The sequence below is a fragment of the Stenotrophomonas sp. 109824_Sma genome, from assembly GCF_056480025.1.
This window is the reverse complement of sequence record NZ_CM151078.1, coordinates 3,083,928-3,100,203: the sequence shown is the minus strand read 5'-3', so window position 1 is coordinate 3,100,203 and position 16,276 is coordinate 3,083,928. Positions and strand designations below refer to the sequence as shown.

The 16,276-nt window shown below is 66.1% G+C and carries 15 protein-coding genes and 1 pseudogene; 6 read left to right on the top strand and 10 right to left on the bottom strand.

The annotated features are described in order from the left end of the window. Positions 1-19 precede the first annotated feature (19 nt). Genes ACZK1G_RS14730 through ACZK1G_RS14710 form a run of 5 tightly spaced genes read right to left on the bottom strand, consistent with a single transcriptional unit; the run spans position 20 to position 3,431 of the window. Entirely contained in the window at positions 20-907 is an 888-nt protein-coding gene (locus ACZK1G_RS14730; RefSeq protein WP_101765772.1) for a DUF4097 family beta strand repeat-containing protein, read from the bottom strand. A gap of 25 nt (positions 908-932) precedes the next feature. Further along, positions 933-1,961, bottom strand: a complete 1,029-nt coding sequence (locus ACZK1G_RS14725) for an ABC-2 transporter permease (RefSeq protein ID WP_014037765.1) — start codon at positions 1,959-1,961, stop codon at positions 933-935. Next, positions 1,958-2,833: an ABC transporter ATP-binding protein gene (locus ACZK1G_RS14720; protein ID WP_014037764.1), complete on the bottom strand. Its 876-nt coding sequence runs from the start codon at positions 2,831-2,833 to the stop codon at positions 1,958-1,960. The genes ACZK1G_RS14725 and ACZK1G_RS14720 overlap by 4 nt, the downstream gene beginning before the upstream one ends. Beyond that, complete coding sequence (locus ACZK1G_RS14715) at positions 2,833-3,192, bottom strand: GntR family transcriptional regulator (protein WP_005410261.1); 360 nt, start codon at positions 3,190-3,192, stop codon at positions 2,833-2,835. The genes ACZK1G_RS14720 and ACZK1G_RS14715 overlap by 1 nt, the downstream gene beginning before the upstream one ends. 2 nt (positions 3,193-3,194) lie before the next feature. Beyond that, the gene (locus tag ACZK1G_RS14710; RefSeq protein WP_080347456.1) at positions 3,195-3,431 is read right to left on the bottom strand and encodes a hypothetical protein; all 237 of its coding nucleotides are present in this window, start codon (positions 3,429-3,431) and stop codon (positions 3,195-3,197) included. Between the two features lie 366 nt (positions 3,432-3,797). On the opposite strand from ACZK1G_RS14710, the gene ACZK1G_RS14705 reads away from it, so the two are divergent. From ACZK1G_RS14705 to ACZK1G_RS14685, 5 genes are all read left to right on the top strand, one after another. Continuing rightward, positions 3,798-4,385 (top strand): glutathione peroxidase, encoded by a 588-nt coding sequence (locus ACZK1G_RS14705; protein WP_101766425.1) that lies wholly within the window; start codon positions 3,798-3,800, stop codon positions 4,383-4,385. Positions 4,386-4,481: 96 nt separating this feature from the next. Further along, positions 4,482-5,459 (top strand): FKBP-type peptidyl-prolyl cis-trans isomerase N-terminal domain-containing protein, encoded by a 978-nt coding sequence (locus tag ACZK1G_RS14700; RefSeq protein ID WP_014037761.1) that lies wholly within the window; start codon positions 4,482-4,484, stop codon positions 5,457-5,459. A gap of 23 nt (positions 5,460-5,482) precedes the next feature. Further along, complete coding sequence (locus ACZK1G_RS14695; protein WP_101765771.1) at positions 5,483-6,832, top strand: UDP-glucose dehydrogenase family protein; 1,350 nt, start codon at positions 5,483-5,485, stop codon at positions 6,830-6,832. Further along, positions 6,825-7,067: a SlyX family protein gene (locus ACZK1G_RS14690; RefSeq protein WP_101765770.1), complete on the top strand. Its 243-nt coding sequence runs from the start codon at positions 6,825-6,827 to the stop codon at positions 7,065-7,067. The genes ACZK1G_RS14695 and ACZK1G_RS14690 overlap by 8 nt, the downstream gene beginning before the upstream one ends. A 10-nt stretch (positions 7,068-7,077) precedes the next feature. Beyond that, positions 7,078-7,758, top strand: a complete 681-nt coding sequence (locus ACZK1G_RS14685) for a DUF2058 domain-containing protein (RefSeq protein ID WP_101765769.1) — start codon at positions 7,078-7,080, stop codon at positions 7,756-7,758. 48 nt (positions 7,759-7,806) lie between these two features. On the opposite strand, the gene ACZK1G_RS14680 is transcribed toward ACZK1G_RS14685, so the two are convergent. From ACZK1G_RS14680 to ACZK1G_RS14665, 4 genes and pseudogenes are all read right to left on the bottom strand, one after another. Continuing rightward, complete coding sequence (locus tag ACZK1G_RS14680) at positions 7,807-8,994, bottom strand: MFS transporter (protein ID WP_049443190.1); 1,188 nt, start codon at positions 8,992-8,994, stop codon at positions 7,807-7,809. 84 nt (positions 8,995-9,078) lie between these two features. Then, positions 9,079-11,763: a methionine synthase gene (gene metH, locus ACZK1G_RS14675; protein WP_101765768.1), complete on the bottom strand. Its 2,685-nt coding sequence runs from the start codon at positions 11,761-11,763 to the stop codon at positions 9,079-9,081. A 57-nt stretch (positions 11,764-11,820) separates the two neighbouring features. Beyond that, on the bottom strand, positions 11,821-12,912 hold the full coding sequence (locus tag ACZK1G_RS14670) for a homocysteine S-methyltransferase family protein (protein WP_049443192.1): 1,092 nt from the start codon (positions 12,910-12,912) through the stop codon (positions 11,821-11,823). A gap of 145 nt (positions 12,913-13,057) precedes the next feature. Then, a pseudogene (locus ACZK1G_RS14665) lies at positions 13,058-13,855 on the bottom strand (ArsR/SmtB family transcription factor); the annotation flags it as partial. 153 nt (positions 13,856-14,008) lie between these two features. Here ACZK1G_RS14665 and ACZK1G_RS14660 point away from each other — a divergent pair. Further along, the gene (locus ACZK1G_RS14660; protein ID WP_014037754.1) at positions 14,009-15,157 is read left to right on the top strand and encodes an acyl-CoA dehydrogenase family protein; all 1,149 of its coding nucleotides are present in this window, start codon (positions 14,009-14,011) and stop codon (positions 15,155-15,157) included. Here the strand turns inward: ACZK1G_RS14660 and ACZK1G_RS14655 are convergent. Further along, positions 15,084-16,145 (bottom strand): hypothetical protein, encoded by a 1,062-nt coding sequence (locus tag ACZK1G_RS14655; RefSeq protein ID WP_233490791.1) that lies wholly within the window; start codon positions 16,143-16,145, stop codon positions 15,084-15,086. The genes ACZK1G_RS14660 and ACZK1G_RS14655 overlap by 74 nt on opposite strands. Between the last annotated feature and the right edge of the window lie 131 nt (positions 16,146-16,276).

The window sequence follows — 16,276 nt, the reverse complement described above, 5'->3', positions numbered from 1 at the left end:
CGAATCGGTCGGGTGGCGGTTACTTGTTGCGGGGCAGGGTGACCGTGCCGCTGACGTTGCGGTGGCCGACATCGCCGCTGCCGCTGTGGTCGACGGTCAGGCTGCCGCGCACGCCATCGACCTGGATGTCCCCCGAACCATGACTGCGCACATGCACGTTGCCGCCGATCTCGGACAGATCGACATCACCGGAGCCGACCACGCCGACCTCGACGTTGCCCTGCACGCGCTTGAACCCGATATCGCCGGAACCGACGGTGTCCAGCCGCGCGTTGCCGCGGACATCGCTGATCTTCAGGTCGCCCGAACCGACGGTGCCGGTGACGGCATCGCCACCGATGTTGCGCGCCTTGACGTCGCCGGAACCCAGCGACAGCAGGTTCAGCGAGCCGCCGCCGTCGATGTCCAGGTCACCCGAACCCACCGCTGCGTGGATGCTGCCGCGGGTGCCGCGAACGATCGCGTCGCCCGAGCCGACGTCCACGCTCAGCGACTGGGCGTTGTCCACGCTGGCATCGCCGGAGCCGACCTTGAGCTGCAGTGGCAGGTTGTCCGGCACGCTGCCGCGGATGTCCAGCCAGGCATAGCTGTTGCCCAGGCTGATGCCGCTGTGGCGGCCGTCGCGGCGCAGGCTGACGACCAGCTTGTCGCCTTCCCTGCGCTGGTCCAGTACCAGCTGGTCCAGCCATTCCTGGCTGGAGGCACAGGCGCGGCCATCGAGCTGGCCACCGCCCTTGCTGGCGACGACCTTCAGGTCATGCTGGTTCACCTCCAGCACCACCGCCTTGGCGCCGGCCACATCCAGCTTCAGCGTGCGGGTGGCGGTGAACTTGCAGTTCGGAGCATCGGCGGCCAGCGCCGACAGCGGCAACAGCAACAACGCAGAACAGGCGAGCAGGGAACGCATGGGTGGTGCCTCCGGGTGGATGGAATCAGATCTCGCCGGCGCGCTTGCGCAGGCGGATGGCAAGGACGATGAACACGACACCGACGGCGGCGCCGATCCACAGCTCCGGCATCGCCAGCGATTTCAGCTGCGAGGCCGGCGACATCAGGCTGACCACCGATTCAAGATCGCGACGCGTGCCTTCCTCGGCGCTGAGGCGATACACCAGGTCGGTGCCCGGTACGCCGCCCAGCAACAGGCGGCCGACGATGTTCTGCCAGAACCAGCCGGTGGTCAGGCCGATCAGCGGCATCACCTTGGTGGTGCTGACAATGACGCCGGCGAACAGCGGCAGCATCACTGCCCACAGGAACGGCTTGGTACGGGCCCAGGCCGAGCACAGCAGCAGCCAGCCGGCGGTGGGCAGGGCCCACAGGGCGTAGACCGGGATCCAGGCCAGGTGACCGGCGGCCAGGGTCAGCGGGCTGGCCGGGCCCCAGATCAGGGTCATCGGGCTGCCGCCGTGCATCAGCGCGACGATGCTGATCACCAGCATGAAGCCGAACATGGTGATGATGCCGGCGATCACCGCGATCAGCGGGGCCACGACCAGTGCGCTGATCACCTTGGACAGCACGGTCTGGGTGTCCGACAGCGGCAGCGACTTCCAGAACAGGATGCTGCGGTCGCGACGGTCGTCGTACAAGGCGCCCAGGCAGTAGAAGAACACCACGAAGGCCAACACCAGGAACGGCCAGGCCGAGCTGAGCACCAGGGTCAGGTCGAGGCCGTTGCCGAGGTCGGTCAGGTCCTTGGCGCTGATGTCGCGGGTCAGCAGGGCCAGGTCCAGGCCGTTGATGTTCACGCTCTCGCCGTCGACATGCAGTGCACCGTTGCGGGCTGCACGGTTCAGCGCAAACAGACCGAAGGCGATGCCGACGGTGCTCATCACCAGCGAGATCAGACCGGCGATCAGCGGCGCATACAGGAAGCCGCCACGGTTCTCCCAGTACTCGCGCTTGAGCAGCCAGCGCAGGGTGCCCATCGGGCTGACGGGGTGGTTGACGGCATTCATGCGTAGGTCCCCTTCATGATGGCGACGAACAGGTCGGCCAGGCCCGGGCTGCGGGTCTCGCCAAGGGTGGAGAGCTGGGTGCGCGGCACGCCATCGAACAGCATCACGGTCTTGCCGAACGTCAGGCTGCGCTCGTCGATCGGCTTCAGCGCCCGCGCGGTCTCCAGCTGGTCGGCGTTGACCAGCAGTTCGGTGTAGCGCTGGCCGACATCGTCCATTTCTGCATCGAGCACGATGCGGCCATCACGGATGAACATGACGTCGCTGAGGATGTGCTCGATCTCCTCCACCTGGTGGGTGGTGACGATGATGGTCTTCTGTTCGTCGAAATAGTCTTCCAGCAGGCGCTGGTAGAACTCCTTGCGGTACAGGATGTCCAGGCCCAGGGTGGGTTCGTCCAGCACCAGGATGCGGGCATCGATGGCCATCACCAGCGCCAGGTGCAGCTGCACGATCATGCCCTTGGACAGTTCGCGCACGCGCTGCTTCGGCTGCAGCTTGGTGTTGGCCAGGAAGCGCTCGCAGCGGGCGCGGTCGAAGCGCGGGTGCACGCCGGCCACGAAATCGATCGCCTCGCGGACCTTCAGCCAGCGCGGCAGCACGGCGACGTCGGCAATGAAGCAGATGTCGTTCATCAGCTCGTCGCGGTGCAGCCGCGGGTCGCGGCCGAGCACGCTCAGCTCACCTTCCACCGAAGTCAGGCCGAGGATGGCCTTCAGCGCGGTGGTCTTGCCGGCGCCGTTGGGCCCGATCAGGCCGACGATGCGCCCGCTCGGAATGCTGAAGCTGGCATTGTCGAGGGCAACGGTGGTCTTGTAGGCCTTGCGCAGGCCTCGGGCGGTGATGACCGGTTCACTTGCAGTGCTATTCATCAGACTTTCCCCTGGGGCAGCAATTCGTCGAGGCTCAGGCCCAGGCGCTGGATACGCTCCAGCACCGCCGGCCATTCTTCGTTGAGAAAGCGCTCGCGCTCGCTGCTGCGAAGCTGCGTGGCCGCCTGCTCGGTCATGAACATGCCCAGGCCGCGGCGCTTCTCGACCAGGCCTTCATCGGCCAGTTCCTGGTAAGCGCGCGAAACGGTGATGGGGTTGAGCTGGTAGTCGGCGGCCACCTGGCGCACCGAAGGCAGGGCATCGCCCGGCTTGAGGATTCCGTCGAGCATCATGGCGATCACGCGCTCCTTCAACTGACGGTAGATGGGAGCGCCGTCGCTCCACTGGATGTCGCTCATATTCAGCTCCGTGGGGTCAGCGGCTGTGCGAACGAGAAATACGGCATGGACAGGGAGCTGTGCAGCCGACGCGGGGGAGGGGGGGAGGGATCGGCGTTCCCGGCCGGTGAAACGGACGCGTCCTGCGCACTGTCGGCGGAGGCGGGGGTGGTTGGCATGGCCAGCCAGGCCAGCACGATCAGGGTCGAAACTGCAGCGGCCGCGGGTGCGGTGAGGTTGCGACGGATCCGGGCGTTCATGGCTTCCCCCTGTCTCAGGTGACTGGTGTTGTATGCAACTATAACACCGGCACGCCTACGTGCAACCCCTTGCCGTCCCCAACTGATGGCACGGGTGGTCAAGTTGCTGAAATATCCCCTTATCTCTTTGATTGAAAAGGGAAATAAAATTGTCGTGCGGGCCGATCAAGCCCTGCCTTCCATTCAGTGTTGTCCATGCTATGTCATCCCTGCGCCGTTGCTGGTGGGTCCTGCCGGGAAAGGCCACGCCACGCAAAGCCAGTGGCGCTCGCCGCAACAAGGGGGAACGGAGCCCGGTGCTATAGTTCGGCCGATTCCCGGCCGCTACCGGCCGGCCCTGTGAATGGCTACCGCGGACTGTTCTCGATGCCTCTGCCGACCGTTATCCCGCGCCGCCTGCGCGGCCTGTCCCTGCTGACCCTGCTGGTGGCCGGCTTGACCGGTTCCGCCCATGTGCTGGCGGCCGATCTGCTGGACCTGGAGTACCGCCCGCTGGCCAGCAAGCAGCAGGTCAACCTGCAGCAGCGCTACCACGGGCAGGTACTGCTGGTGGTCAATACCGCAAGCAAGTGCGGCTATACCCCTCAGTACGAAGGCCTGGAGGCGCTGCAGAAGCGCTATGCCGGCCGCGGCTTTGCCGTGCTCGGTTTCCCGTCCAACGATTTCAAGGGCCAGGAGCCGGGTGACGAGAAGCAGATCCAGGATTTCTGCACGCTTACCTACGGCGTCAAGTTCCCGATGTTCGAGAAGGTGCACGTCGTCGGTGCGCAGGCCACGCCGCTGTACCAGCGGCTGACCGCAGCCACCGGCGTGGCGCCGGGCTGGAACTTCCACAAGTACCTGGTCGGCCGCGATGGCAAGGTCATCGCCCAGTTCGCCAGCAAGGTGACGCCGGACGATCCACAGCTGACCGCGGCGATCGACAAGGCGCTGGCCGCCGCCGCTACGCATTGATATCCGGCACGGATGCCTCGACATCTCGGGCATGCGTGCGACAATGTTTCTTTTCGCGCCGACGTCGGCGCCCAGACACTTCCAGGAATGCAGCGAATGAAGATGGGAATGCGCGGCGCCGCGGCGTCGGTTCTGATTCTGGCGATGGGCACTTCGGGTGTCGCTCTGTCGCAACAACCGGCTGCCCCCGCGGCCGCCAAGGAGACCGCAACCTTGAATTCCCCCAAGCAGAAGCTCGGCTACGCCATCGGCCTGGATGTCGCCAAGTCGTTCACCCCGATCGCCGATGAGATCGATGTGGCCGCGCTGCGCACCGCCGTGGAGCGTTCGTTCGAAGGCCTGCAGCCGCAGATCACCCAGGAACAGGCCAAGGCCACCGATGCCGCGCTGCGCCAGGTCGTTATGGCCCGCAGTGGCCAGCAGGTGCCGGGCATGGCGCCGGGTTCGCAGCCGCCGAAGGTCGATCGCGTCAAAGTGTCGCAGATGATCGGTTCGTACTCGGTCGGCCCGTCGCTGGCACAGCTGAAGGACGACATCGATGTCGCCTCGCTGTTTGACGCGATCAGCACCGGCCTGAGCAAGGGTCAGCCGAAGATGACGGAAGCTGACGCGACCGCCACCATCCAGGCCTTCATGGGCAGCAAGCAGGCCGAAATGCAGGCCAAGGCCGCCGCCGCCGCGCAGACCAACCGCGAGGAAGGCAACGCGTTCCTGGCCAAGAACAAGACCCAGCCGGGCGTGGTGACCACCCCGTCGGGCCTGCAGTACCAGATCATCCGCCCGGGTAGCGGCGAGCGTCCGCTGCCGAGCAGCAAGGTGCGCGTGAACTACGAAGGCAAGCTGCTCAACGGCACCGTGTTCGACAGCTCCTACGGTCGCCAGCCGGCTGAGTTCGGCCTGGACCAGGTGATCAAGGGCTGGACCGAAGGCGTCGCGCTGATGCCGGTCGGTTCGAAGTACCGCTTCTGGATCCCGGGCGAGCTCGCCTACGGTGAGAACGGTACCCCGGGTGGCCCGATCGGCCCGAACGCGACTCTGACGTTCGACGTCGAGCTGCTGGGCGTCCTGCCGTAAGCGACCACGGAGCCTGCACGGACATGCGCGTTGCGATTTTCGGTACCGGTTATGTAGGGCTGGTGACCGGTACCTGCCTGGCCGACGTCGGCCACCAGGTGGTCTGCGTCGATATCGACCAGGCCAAGGTCGATGGCCTCAACCAGGGCATCATCCCGATCTATGAGCCGGGCCTGGAACCGATGGTGAAGGCCAACCACGCCGCGTCGCGGCTGGCGTTCACCACCGATGCTGCGGCCGCGATCGGTCATGGCCAGGTCGTGTTCATCGCCGTCGGCACGCCGCCGGACGAGGATGGCAGCGCCGATCTGCAGTACGTGCTGGCCGTGGCCCGCACCATCGGCCGGCACATGAGCGTGCCGACCGTGGTGGTCAACAAGTCGACGGTGCCGGTGGGCACCGCCGACAAGGTACGTGCCGCCATTGCCGCAGAGCTGGCGGCACGTGGCGCCGACATCGCCTTCGACGTGGTGTCCAACCCGGAATTCCTGAAGGAAGGCGACGCCGTTGCCGACTGCATGCGCCCGGATCGAATCATCATCGGTGCGACCAGTGCCGAGTCGGTGGCGGTGATGCGGCGCCTGTATGCACCGTTCAACCGCAACCACGATCGTGTGGTGGAAATGGACGTGCGTTCGGCCGAACTGACCAAGTACGCCGCCAACGCGATGCTGGCGACCAAGATTTCGTTCATGAACGAAATCGCCAACATCGCCGAGCGTGTCGGCGCCGATGTCGAGCAGGTCCGCCAGGGCATCGGCTCGGATCCGCGCATCGGCTGGCATTTCATCTACCCGGGTGCCGGCTACGGCGGCTCGTGCTTCCCCAAGGATGTGCAGGCGCTGGCCCGCACCGCGCAGCAGGCCGGCCTGGAGCCGAAACTGCTGAACGCGGTGGAAGCGGTCAACGATGCGCAGAAGGGCCATCTGTTCGCCCTGATCCAGCGTCATTACGACAAGGGCGAGGACGAAGGCGTGCGTGGCAAGACCTTTGCCGTGTGGGGCCTGGCGTTCAAGCCAAACACCGACGACATGCGCGAAGCCTCCAGCCGTCGCCTGCTGGCGCAGCTGTGGGCAGGTGGTGCGACGGTGCGTGCCTACGATCCGGAGGCGATGCACGAGTCGCAGCGCATCTTCGGCGAACGCGATGACCTGGTGTTCTGCAGCAATGCCAACGAGGCGCTGCAGGGCGCCGATGCACTGGTCGTGGTGACCGAGTGGAAGCAGTTCCGCAGTCCCGATTTCCAGAAGCTGCGCGAGCAGCTGAAGGACGCGGTGGTGTTCGACGGCCGCAACCTGTACGAGCCGGCGGATGTGGAAGCAGCGGGCCTGGCGTATTACGGCATTGGCCGGGGGCGCTCGCTGCATGTCTGATCTGCTGCCAACCGAACGCGAGCAGGTGCTGGAAGCGCGCCTGGTCGAACTGGAAATGCGCGTGTCCTTCCAGGAACAGGCGCTGGCCGAACTGAGCGATGCGCTGGCCGATGCCCGCATGCAGGGCATGCGCAACGCCGATGTGCTGCGCGTGCTGCTGGAAGACCTGGGCAAGGTCCGCAACGCGCTGAATTCTTCCGATCCGGCGAGCGAACCGCCGCCGCCGCACTACTGATCCGAATCCTATGAGCGATACCCTCCGCGACCAGCTGATGGGCCTGGGCTTCAAGCCTGCGCCCAAGCCCGAGCGCAAGAATGATGGCTCCCGCCGTGATGGCCGCCCGCAGGGCAAGGGTGGCAACGGCAATGGAAAGCCGCAGGGCGCTGGCAAGGGCGAGCACAAGCCCGGCGAGCGTCGTGGGCATGGCCACGGCGGCCCGGGCAAGCCCGGCCAGTCGCGTGGCCCGGGCCAGCAGGGCCCGCGCAAGCCGCGCAGCGCCGAAGAGATGGACCTGGCCAAGGCCTATGCCATCCGCGCGCAACGGGAAAAGGAAGAGCGCATCGAGGCCGAGCGCCTGAAGCAGGAAGAAGCGCGTGTGCGCCGCGAGGCCAAGGCCAGGCTGGAAGAACTGCTGAAGGACAAGGGCCTGAATGCCGAATCGGCGGACATTGCCCGCCACTTCCCGTACGGCGGCAAGATCAAGCGCATCTACGTGACCGCCGAACAGCTGACCGCGCTCAACGCCGGCGAGCTGGGTGTGGTCCAGCTCAATGGCCGCTACCTGCTGGTGACCGCCGAGGTGCTGGCGCAGTCCGAAGCGGTGTTCGCCGCGTCGGTGGCACTGAAGGTCGATCCGAATGCGCCGGCCGAGGAAGATCCGTACGCAGACCCGCAATACCAGGTGCCGGACGACCTGGTCTGGTAAACGGGCCTGCAGGATGATCGAAACGCCGGGCATTTTCCGGCGTTTTCGTTATGGGGTGTGCGCGGCGCTGCGGCGCGCGCGGATCAGCGGCAGGCTCAGCGCGAAGAAGCACAGCAGTGCACCGACCAGAGCGAAGCCACTGCCGGCCAGGAATGCGGTGCGACCGTCGTCTATTTTCCAAAGCTGGCCGGCGATGAGCGCACCCAGCACGCCACCGACGCCGGACGAGAATCCGTACAGCAGCCCCTGGCCATGCCCATTGAGGCGACCGGGGAAGTAGGTCGCCAGCATCTGCATCGCTGCAGCGAAGAACGCCGCAAAGCCCAGCGCGTGCGCTGTCTGCGCCAGCAGCATCACCGGCAGGTTTTCCGGGAACAGTGCGGTCACGGCCCAGCGCAGGCAGGAACTGACCAGCGCGATCAGCAGCATCCAGCTGGCGTCATAGCGGCGGAAGAAGCGACCGATGGTGAAGAACACGCCTACTTCGAAGACCACGCCGATGGTCCACAACAGGCCCAGGGTGGAGGTGCGGTAGCCATGATGGTCCATGTAGACCGAGAAGAACGTGTAGTACGGGCCGAAAGACAGCTGCTCCATGAAGGCCGCCAGGAAGAACGCCAGCACCGGCGGTCGGCGCACGATCTGCCAGAAGCCGCTGGCGTCGCCGTCAGTCTTGCCGATACCGCGCGCGTAGTGGTTGCTGAAGGCCGAGGCGACCAGCAGCGCGAACAGGGGCAGCATCATCCACGGCAGCAGCCCGGCGCGGCTGGCCGTGCCGTCACCTTCGATCAGCCAGCCGAACAGGGTCACGACGGCGATGAAGCCGAGCGAGCCCCAGACCCGGATCAACCCGTAGCGATGGCTGTCACTGCCGAGGTGGGTGAGTGTGATCGACTCGAACTGCGGCATCACAGCGTTGTAGAAGAAGCAGAACACCACCATCGCCGGGTACATCCACGGCTGTGGCAGTGGCAGCAGGAATGCGGCGAAGCTGAGCAGGGTCAGCACACAGCCGACGCGCAGCAAGCGGATCGGTCGCGCTGATGCGGCCGCCAGCGAAGTCCAGGTGCTGGGCGCGATCACCCGGGTGGCGTACCACAGGCCCATCATTACGCTGATGGCGGTCACGCTCATGCCGCGCGCGGTCAGGAACAGGCTCCAGTACGGAGTGAACGCGCCCAGCGCCGCGTAGTAGAACAGGTAGAAGCTGGAAAGGCGGGCAACGGGAACGGTCATCGCGGAATGATGAGGCAAAAGGGGACGGAGGGGATTAAGTCGCTTATGCACAAACGACTTGATCCCCTCCGTCCCCTTTTTGTGTCATTCGGGGTCGTAGTCGAGGTTGGAGGCCAGCCAGCGTTCGGCCTGGGCACGGTCCACGCCCTTGCGGCGGGCGTAGTCGCTGACCTGTTCGCGGCTGAGGCGGCCGACCACGAAGTACTGGCTCTGCGGATGGCTGAAGTAGTAGCCCGAAACGGCCGCCGTAGGCAGCATCGCGAAGCTCTCGGTCAGTTCCATGCCGGCGTTCGCTTCGGCCTGCAGCAGGTCGAACAGGCGGCGTTTTTCGCTGTGCTCCGGGCAGGCGGGATAGCCCGGCGCGGGGCGGATGCCACGGTACTGCTCGTCGATCAGGGCGTCGTTGTCCAGCGTCTCGGCGCGCTCATGGCCCCAGAACTCGGTACGCACGCGCTGATGCAGGCGCTCGGCCAGTGCCTCGGCGAAGCGGTCGGCGAGGGCCTTCAGCAGGATCGCGTTGTAGTCGTCATGCTCGGCCTCGAAGCGCGCGACGTGCGCGTCGATGCCGATGCCGGCAGTGACCGCGAACGCGCCGATCCAGTCCTGCTTGCCACTGTCGGCGGGCGCGATGAAGTCGGCCAGGCAGAAATCCGGGCGCTCGGCCGGCTTGTCCACCTGCTGGCGCAGGAAGTGCAGGGTGGTTTCGCCCTGCGGGTGCTGCACGCGGACGTCGTCGCCGATGCTGTTGGCCGGCCACAGGCCGAACACGGCCTTGGCCGTCAGCCACTTCTCGCCGACGATGCGCTCGAGCATCTCGCGGGCATCGCGGTACAGCTCGCTGGCCTGGGTGCCGACGATCTCGTCGGTGAGGATGGCCGGGAACTTGCCGGCCAGCTCCCAGGCCTGGAAGAACGGCGTCCAGTCGATGTAGTCGACCAGTTCGGCCAGCGGGTAGTCGTCGAATACGTGCAGGCCGGGCTGGTCCGGTGCCGGTGGCGTGTAGCTGTCCCAGCCGCCCTGGAATTTCTGCCCGCGCGCATGTTCCAGCGTGACCAGGCGCTTGGCGTCGCCGCGGTTGCGGTGGCGTGCGCGGATTTCGGCATAGTCGGCTTCGTTGGCGGCGACGAAGGCCTCGCGCAGGTCGCGCGAGATCAGCGACTGGGCCACGCCCACCGCGCGCGAGGCATCCTTCACCCACACCGTGGGTGCCTTGTAGTGGGGGTCGATCTTCAGCGCAGTGTGCGCGCGCGAGGTGGTGGCGCCGCCGATCAGCAGCGGCAGGTCGAAGCCCTGGCGCTCCATCTCGCGGGCGACGTGGCTCATCTCCTCCAGCGACGGGGTGATCAGTCCGGACAGGCCGATCAGGTCGGCGTTGTGCTCGCGAGCGGCATCGAGGATCTTCTGTGCCGGCACCATCACGCCGAGGTCGACCACTTCGAAGTTGTTGCAGGCCAGGACCACGCCGACGATGTTCTTGCCGATGTCATGCACATCGCCCTTCACCGTGGCCATGATGATCTTGCCGTTGCTCTTGGCGGTGTCACCGCTGCGGGCTTTCTCCGCCTCGATGTACGGCAGGAGGTAGGCCACGGCCTTCTTCATCACGCGTGCGGATTTCACCACCTGCGGCAGGAACATCTTGCCGGCACCGAACAGGTCGCCCACGATGTTCATGCCGTCCATCAACGGGCCCTCGATCACGTCCAGCGGGCGGCTGGAGGCCTGCCGGGCCAGCTCGGTGTCTTCCTCGACATAGGCATCCAGGCCGTGCACCAGCGCATGTGCCAGGCGCTGCGCGACCGGCTTCTCGCGCCAGGCGAGGTCTTCGGTCTTCGCCGCGCCCTTCCTGCCCTTGTAGCGCTCGGCGATTTCCAGCAGTCGCTCGGTGGCATCGCTGCGGCGGTTGAGGATCACGTCCTCGACGCGCTCGCGCAGCTCCGGCTCCAGCTCGTCGTAGATCGGCATGGCGCCGGCGTTGACGATGCCCATGTCCATGCCGGCGGCGATGGCGTGGTACAGGAACACCGAGTGGATGGCCTGGCGCACCGTTTCGTTGCCGCGGAACGAGAACGAGACGTTGGAGACGCCGCCGGAGACGTGGCAGTGCGGCAGCGTCTGCTTGATGATGCGGGTGGCTTCGATGAAGTCCACCGCATAGTTGTCGTGCTCTTCGATGCCGGTGGCGACGGCGAAGATGTTCGGGTCGAAGATGATGTCCTGCGGCGGGAAGCCGATCTCGTCGACCAGGATGCGGTAGGCGCGGGTGCAGATCTCGACCTTGCGCGCACAGGTATCGGCCTGCCCGCTTTCGTCGAACGCCATCACCACCGCGGCGGCACCGTAGCGCAGCACCTTGCGCGCGTGCTCGCGGAACAGCGCCTCGCCTTCCTTCAGCGAGATCGAATTGACCACGCTCTTGCCCTGCAGGCACTTCAGGCCGGCTTCGATCACGCTCCACTTGGAGGAGTCGACCATGACCGGGATGCGGGCGATATCCGGCTCGGACATGATCAGGTTGAGGTAGCGGGTCATCGCCGCTTCCGAATCGATCAGGCCCTCGTCCATGTTGACGTCGAGGATCTGCGCGCCGCTGGCGACCTGCTGGCGGGCCACGTCCACCGCTTCTTCGTAGCGGCCTTCCTTGATGAGCTTGCGGAACTGCGCGCTGCCAGTGACGTTGGTGCGTTCGCCGACGTTGATGAACAGCAGGTCCGGAGTGATGACCAGGGGTTCCAGGCCGGACAGGCGGGTAGGGCGGACAGGCGTCATGGCAGGCGTCGGCTCAACAGCAATAGGGCGGGAAGTGCGGAACGGTGGCGGCGACATTCATGCGGCCTGCTCCTGGACACCGGGCAGGGCGCGCGGCGGCAGCCCGGCCACGGCCTGGGCGATCGCACGGATGTGGTCGGGTGTGGAGCCGCAGCAGCCGCCGACCAGGTTCAACAGGCCATCCTCGGCGAAACCACGCAGGGTGCCGGCCATGTCCTCGGGCGTCTCGTCGTACTCGCCGAAGGCATTGGGCAGGCCTGCGTTGGGATGCGCACTGACGTAGCAGTCGGCGACCTGTGAGAGGGTTTCCACGTGCGGGCGCATCGCATCGGCGCCCAACGCGCAGTTCAAGCCGATCGACAGCGGGCGCGCATGCGCCAGTGACGCATGGAAGGCCTCGGCGGTCTGTCCGGACAGCGTGCGCCCGGAGGCATCGGTGATGGTGCCGGAGATCATCACCGGCAGGCGTGCGCCACGGGCGTCGAAGGCCTCCTCCAGTGCATACAGCGCGGCTTTCGCGTTGAGGGTATCGAAGATGGTTTCGACCATGAGGGTGTCGGCGCCGCCGTCGATCAGGCCCTCGATGGCTTCGCGATAGGTGTCGCGAAGCTCGTCGAAGCTGGTGTTGCGGAAGCCGGGATCATTGACGTCGGGGCTGATCGAGGCGGTGCGGCTGGTAGGGCCGATCACCCCGATCACGAAGCGCGGTTTGCCCGGCGTGGTCGCGGCCACGGCATCGCAGCAGGTGCGTGCGACCGCGGCCCCGGCTTTGTTCAGCTCGTATACCAGGTGTTCGAGGTGGTAGTCGGCCTGGCTGACCGACGTGGCGTTGAAGGTGTTGGTCTCGACCAGATCCGCGCCGGCATCCAGGTAGGCGGTATGGATGTCGGCGATGACCTGCGGCCGGGTCAACAGCAGCAGATCGTTGTTGCCCTTCAGGTCATGGCCTTCCGGCGCGCCGTGGTCGCAGCCGGGGCCGTGCGCATGGTCATAGCCACCGGCGAAACGCTCGCCGCGGTAGTCGTCTTCCTGCAGGCCATGGCGCTGGATCATGGTGCCCATCGCACCGTCGATGATCAGGATCCGCTCGCGCAGGGCGTCGAGCAGGGCATTGGCACGATCAGGATGCAACCAGGGCAGGGCGGGCATGGCGGTCTCGGGCTCAGGGCTTGTTGGCGATCAGCGAAATCACTTCGAAGTGCGGCGGACGCTTCTCGCGGGTGACCGTCTCCAGGCTGGACACCTGCAGGCCGGCCTTGTCGACGAACTTGCGCAGCTCCTTGTCGCTGAAGCCGAGGTTGACGTGGCCGTAGGCCTCCACCGCCGCCTTGTGCTCGTGGCGGGCCAGGCTGCACAGCAGCAGGCGGCCGCCCGGGCGCAGCACGCGCGCGGCTTCGGTCACCGCCTGCGCCGGTTTGCTGGCGTAGGTCAGCGCGTGCATCAGCACCACCAGGTCGAAGCTGCCGTCCTTGAACGGCAGGGCATGCATGTCGCCCTCGCGCACCTCCACATTGGGCAGCCGGCGCAGGCGCTCGCTGGCGGCCGCGACCACGCGCGCGCTGGTATCGATGCAGATGTAGCGCTTGGCGTGGGGGGCGACCAGTTCGGCCAGCACGCCGTCACCGGAGGCGATGTCCAGCACGTCGCCGGTTTCCAGCAACGGCAAGGCGGTGCGCGCCAGCGCCTCCCAGGTACGGCCCGGAGAGTAGTGGCGTTCCATGTCGCCGGCCACGCTGTCGGCCCAGTTCTGGTCCGAGGCGCGGTGGGCCAGTACTGCAGCCACGCGCTCGGCGTCCTGCCGCAGCAACGGGTCGTCGCTTCCGTTGCTCAAGGCATGCCACAATGCACGCTGCGCCGGGTCCAGCTGGGCCTCGTCGAAGCGGTAGTAGGCCGACACGCCGGCACGGCGGTCGCGGACCAGGCCGGCTTCCTTCAGGCGCGCCAAGTGGGTGGACACGCGCGGCTGCGCCAGCCGGGTGATCGCCGACAGTTCGGCCACGGTCAGTTCCTCCTGCTCCAGCAGCGCCAGCAGGCGCACGCGGGTGGCATCGGCGAACACCTTCAGGCGGGTCGACCAGTCTTCCAGATCCATAAATATCTACCTATCGCGATATAGAGATATATTCGCCGAGAAGGCCTGCCGCGGTCAAGTCGCCAGCGTACGGAAGCATCCGGGCCCCGGTACAATCGGGGCACCTGGGCGCGCCGTATGCGGCCCATAACTTCATGTACCCGGGAGGGTGTTGTGGATTTCAGCTTTACCGAAGAGCAGTTGATGCTGCAGGACGTGGCGCGGCGCATCGCGCAGGAAAAGATCGCCCCCAGCGCGGAGCACCATGACCGCACCGGCGAGTTCCCGCTGGACAACATCCGCCTGCTGGGCGAGAACGGCCTGATGGGCATCGAAGTGCCGACCGAATACGGCGGTGCGGGCATGGACCCGGTTGCGTACGTGCTGGCGATGGTGGAGGTCGCCGCCGCCGACGCAGCCCACTCGACCATCATGTCGGTCAACAACTCGCTGTTCTGCAACGGCATCCTCACCCATGGTACCGAGCAGCAGAAGCAGACCTACGTGCGTGCCATCGCCGAAGGCACGGCCATCGGCGCGTTTGCGCTGACCGAGCCGCAGTCCGGCTCCGATGCCACCGCCATGCGCTGCCGCGCGGTGAAGCAGGCCGACGGCACCTTCGTCATCAATGGCAAGAAGAGCTGGATCACCTCCGGCCCGGTGGCCAAGTACATCGTGCTGTTCGCGATGAGCGAGCCGGACAAGGGCGCGCGCGGCATCACCGCCTTCATCATCGATACTGACAAGGCCGGTTTCGGTCGTGGCAAGACCGAGCCCAAGCTCGGTATCCGTGCCTCGGCCACCTGCGAGATCGAGTTCAACGATTACGTGGCACAGGCCGAAGACGTGCTGGGCCAGGAAGGCGAGGGCTTCAAGATCGCGATGAGCGTGCTCGATGCCGGCCGCATCGGTATCGCCTCGCAGGCCATCGGTATCGCCCGTGCTGCCTATGAAGCGACCCTGGCGTACGTGAAGGAGCGCAAGGCGTTCGGCGCGGCCATCGGTACCTTCCAGATGACCCAGGCCAAGATCGCCGACATGAAGTGCAAGCTGGACGCAGCGCTGCTGCTGACCCTGCGCGCGGCATGGGTGAAGGGCCAGGGCAAGCGCTTCAGCACCGAAGCAGCGGTGGCCAAGCTGACCGCTTCGGAAGCGGCGATGTGGATCACCCACCAGGCCGTGCAGATCCACGGCGGTATGGGCTATTCCAAGGAAATGCCGCTGGAGCGCTACTTCCGTGATGCGAAGATCACCGAGATCTACGAGGGCACCTCGGAGATCCAGCGCCTGGTGATCGCCCGCAACGAGACCGGGCTGCGCTGAGTTGCATGGCCGCGCCGCCGCAAGGGCGGCGCGGCCCCCTGCCATGCAGGGATGACGACATCCCACCGGCAGCGAGTGAGCGCGGCACATCGCACTGGAGCTGCCTGCCATCCCAGCGGCAGATGGGGCCGGACGGCGCTGCGCCCGGATTGACGATGATCTGCACGCCATACAGCTGCGCTGAATCCAGCCAATTCTGGTAGCTCTGTTCGTCATTGAAGTGATAGGCGCCAGAGTAGCCTTCGCCGGTTTCGGCATTGGATGCCGCGCCATCGGGAATGCGGTTGCCGCTGGCGTCCACACTTTCGCCGGAAACGTATCGGGCTCTATCGACGGAGTCCGGTGAGATCACCAGCCTGGTCCGGGAGCCATCGCGCCAGGTGATGACATAGGTCACCGTCTGCACCCCGAACAGCTTGCTGATCCAGCTCAGGACGATCGAAGAGAGGGTGGTGGCCAGCGAGTTCCACGCCGCGTGTTCGCTGTTGGCGCCGCTGAAGGCCTGGCCAACGGCGAGTTCCAGTTGGCTGCGGTAGGTTGCCGAATGGACCACGTCATAGGCGTTGAGGTCTTTCATTGCTGGCGGGAAGGTGATCCCGTTCGCGCTCTGTGGGTCGTCGGGATGGATGGGGACGACGGCGCCGCTGCCGAAGGCCTGCGGGACGAACTGTGTCCCGGATGCAATGTGGCCCTGCGGCAGTGCAAGGATCCGCTTGAACGTCGCGGTCACTTCCGCCGGGACCGCTGTGGGAACGGCACGATAGCGCCGCAGCTCGCGGTCATATTCCACGGTGTAGCCATTGAGCCGACGCTGGTCCGGGTCGACCACGACCGTCAGGCCCACTCCGGACTGGAGTGCGGCCGAGCGCGGGTCGGCGCAGGGGCTGCAGGGCACGACGCCACCCGCACGGGCGGGCGATGGTGAGGTGATGGCAGCTGCAAGCAGGAGGCAGGCGGCGAGCCGCTGACTGCGAGGAAAGCCGGGCATGGGAGCTCCTTGTACAGTCCGTTGAAGGAGCGACATGGATAGCGCCGCCAGGCAAGCAGCGCTGCGAGGTAGTTCACACCTTCTTCGGCTGTGTTGGCAGGCGTCAACGAACGCCGCAGATGACCTGGACG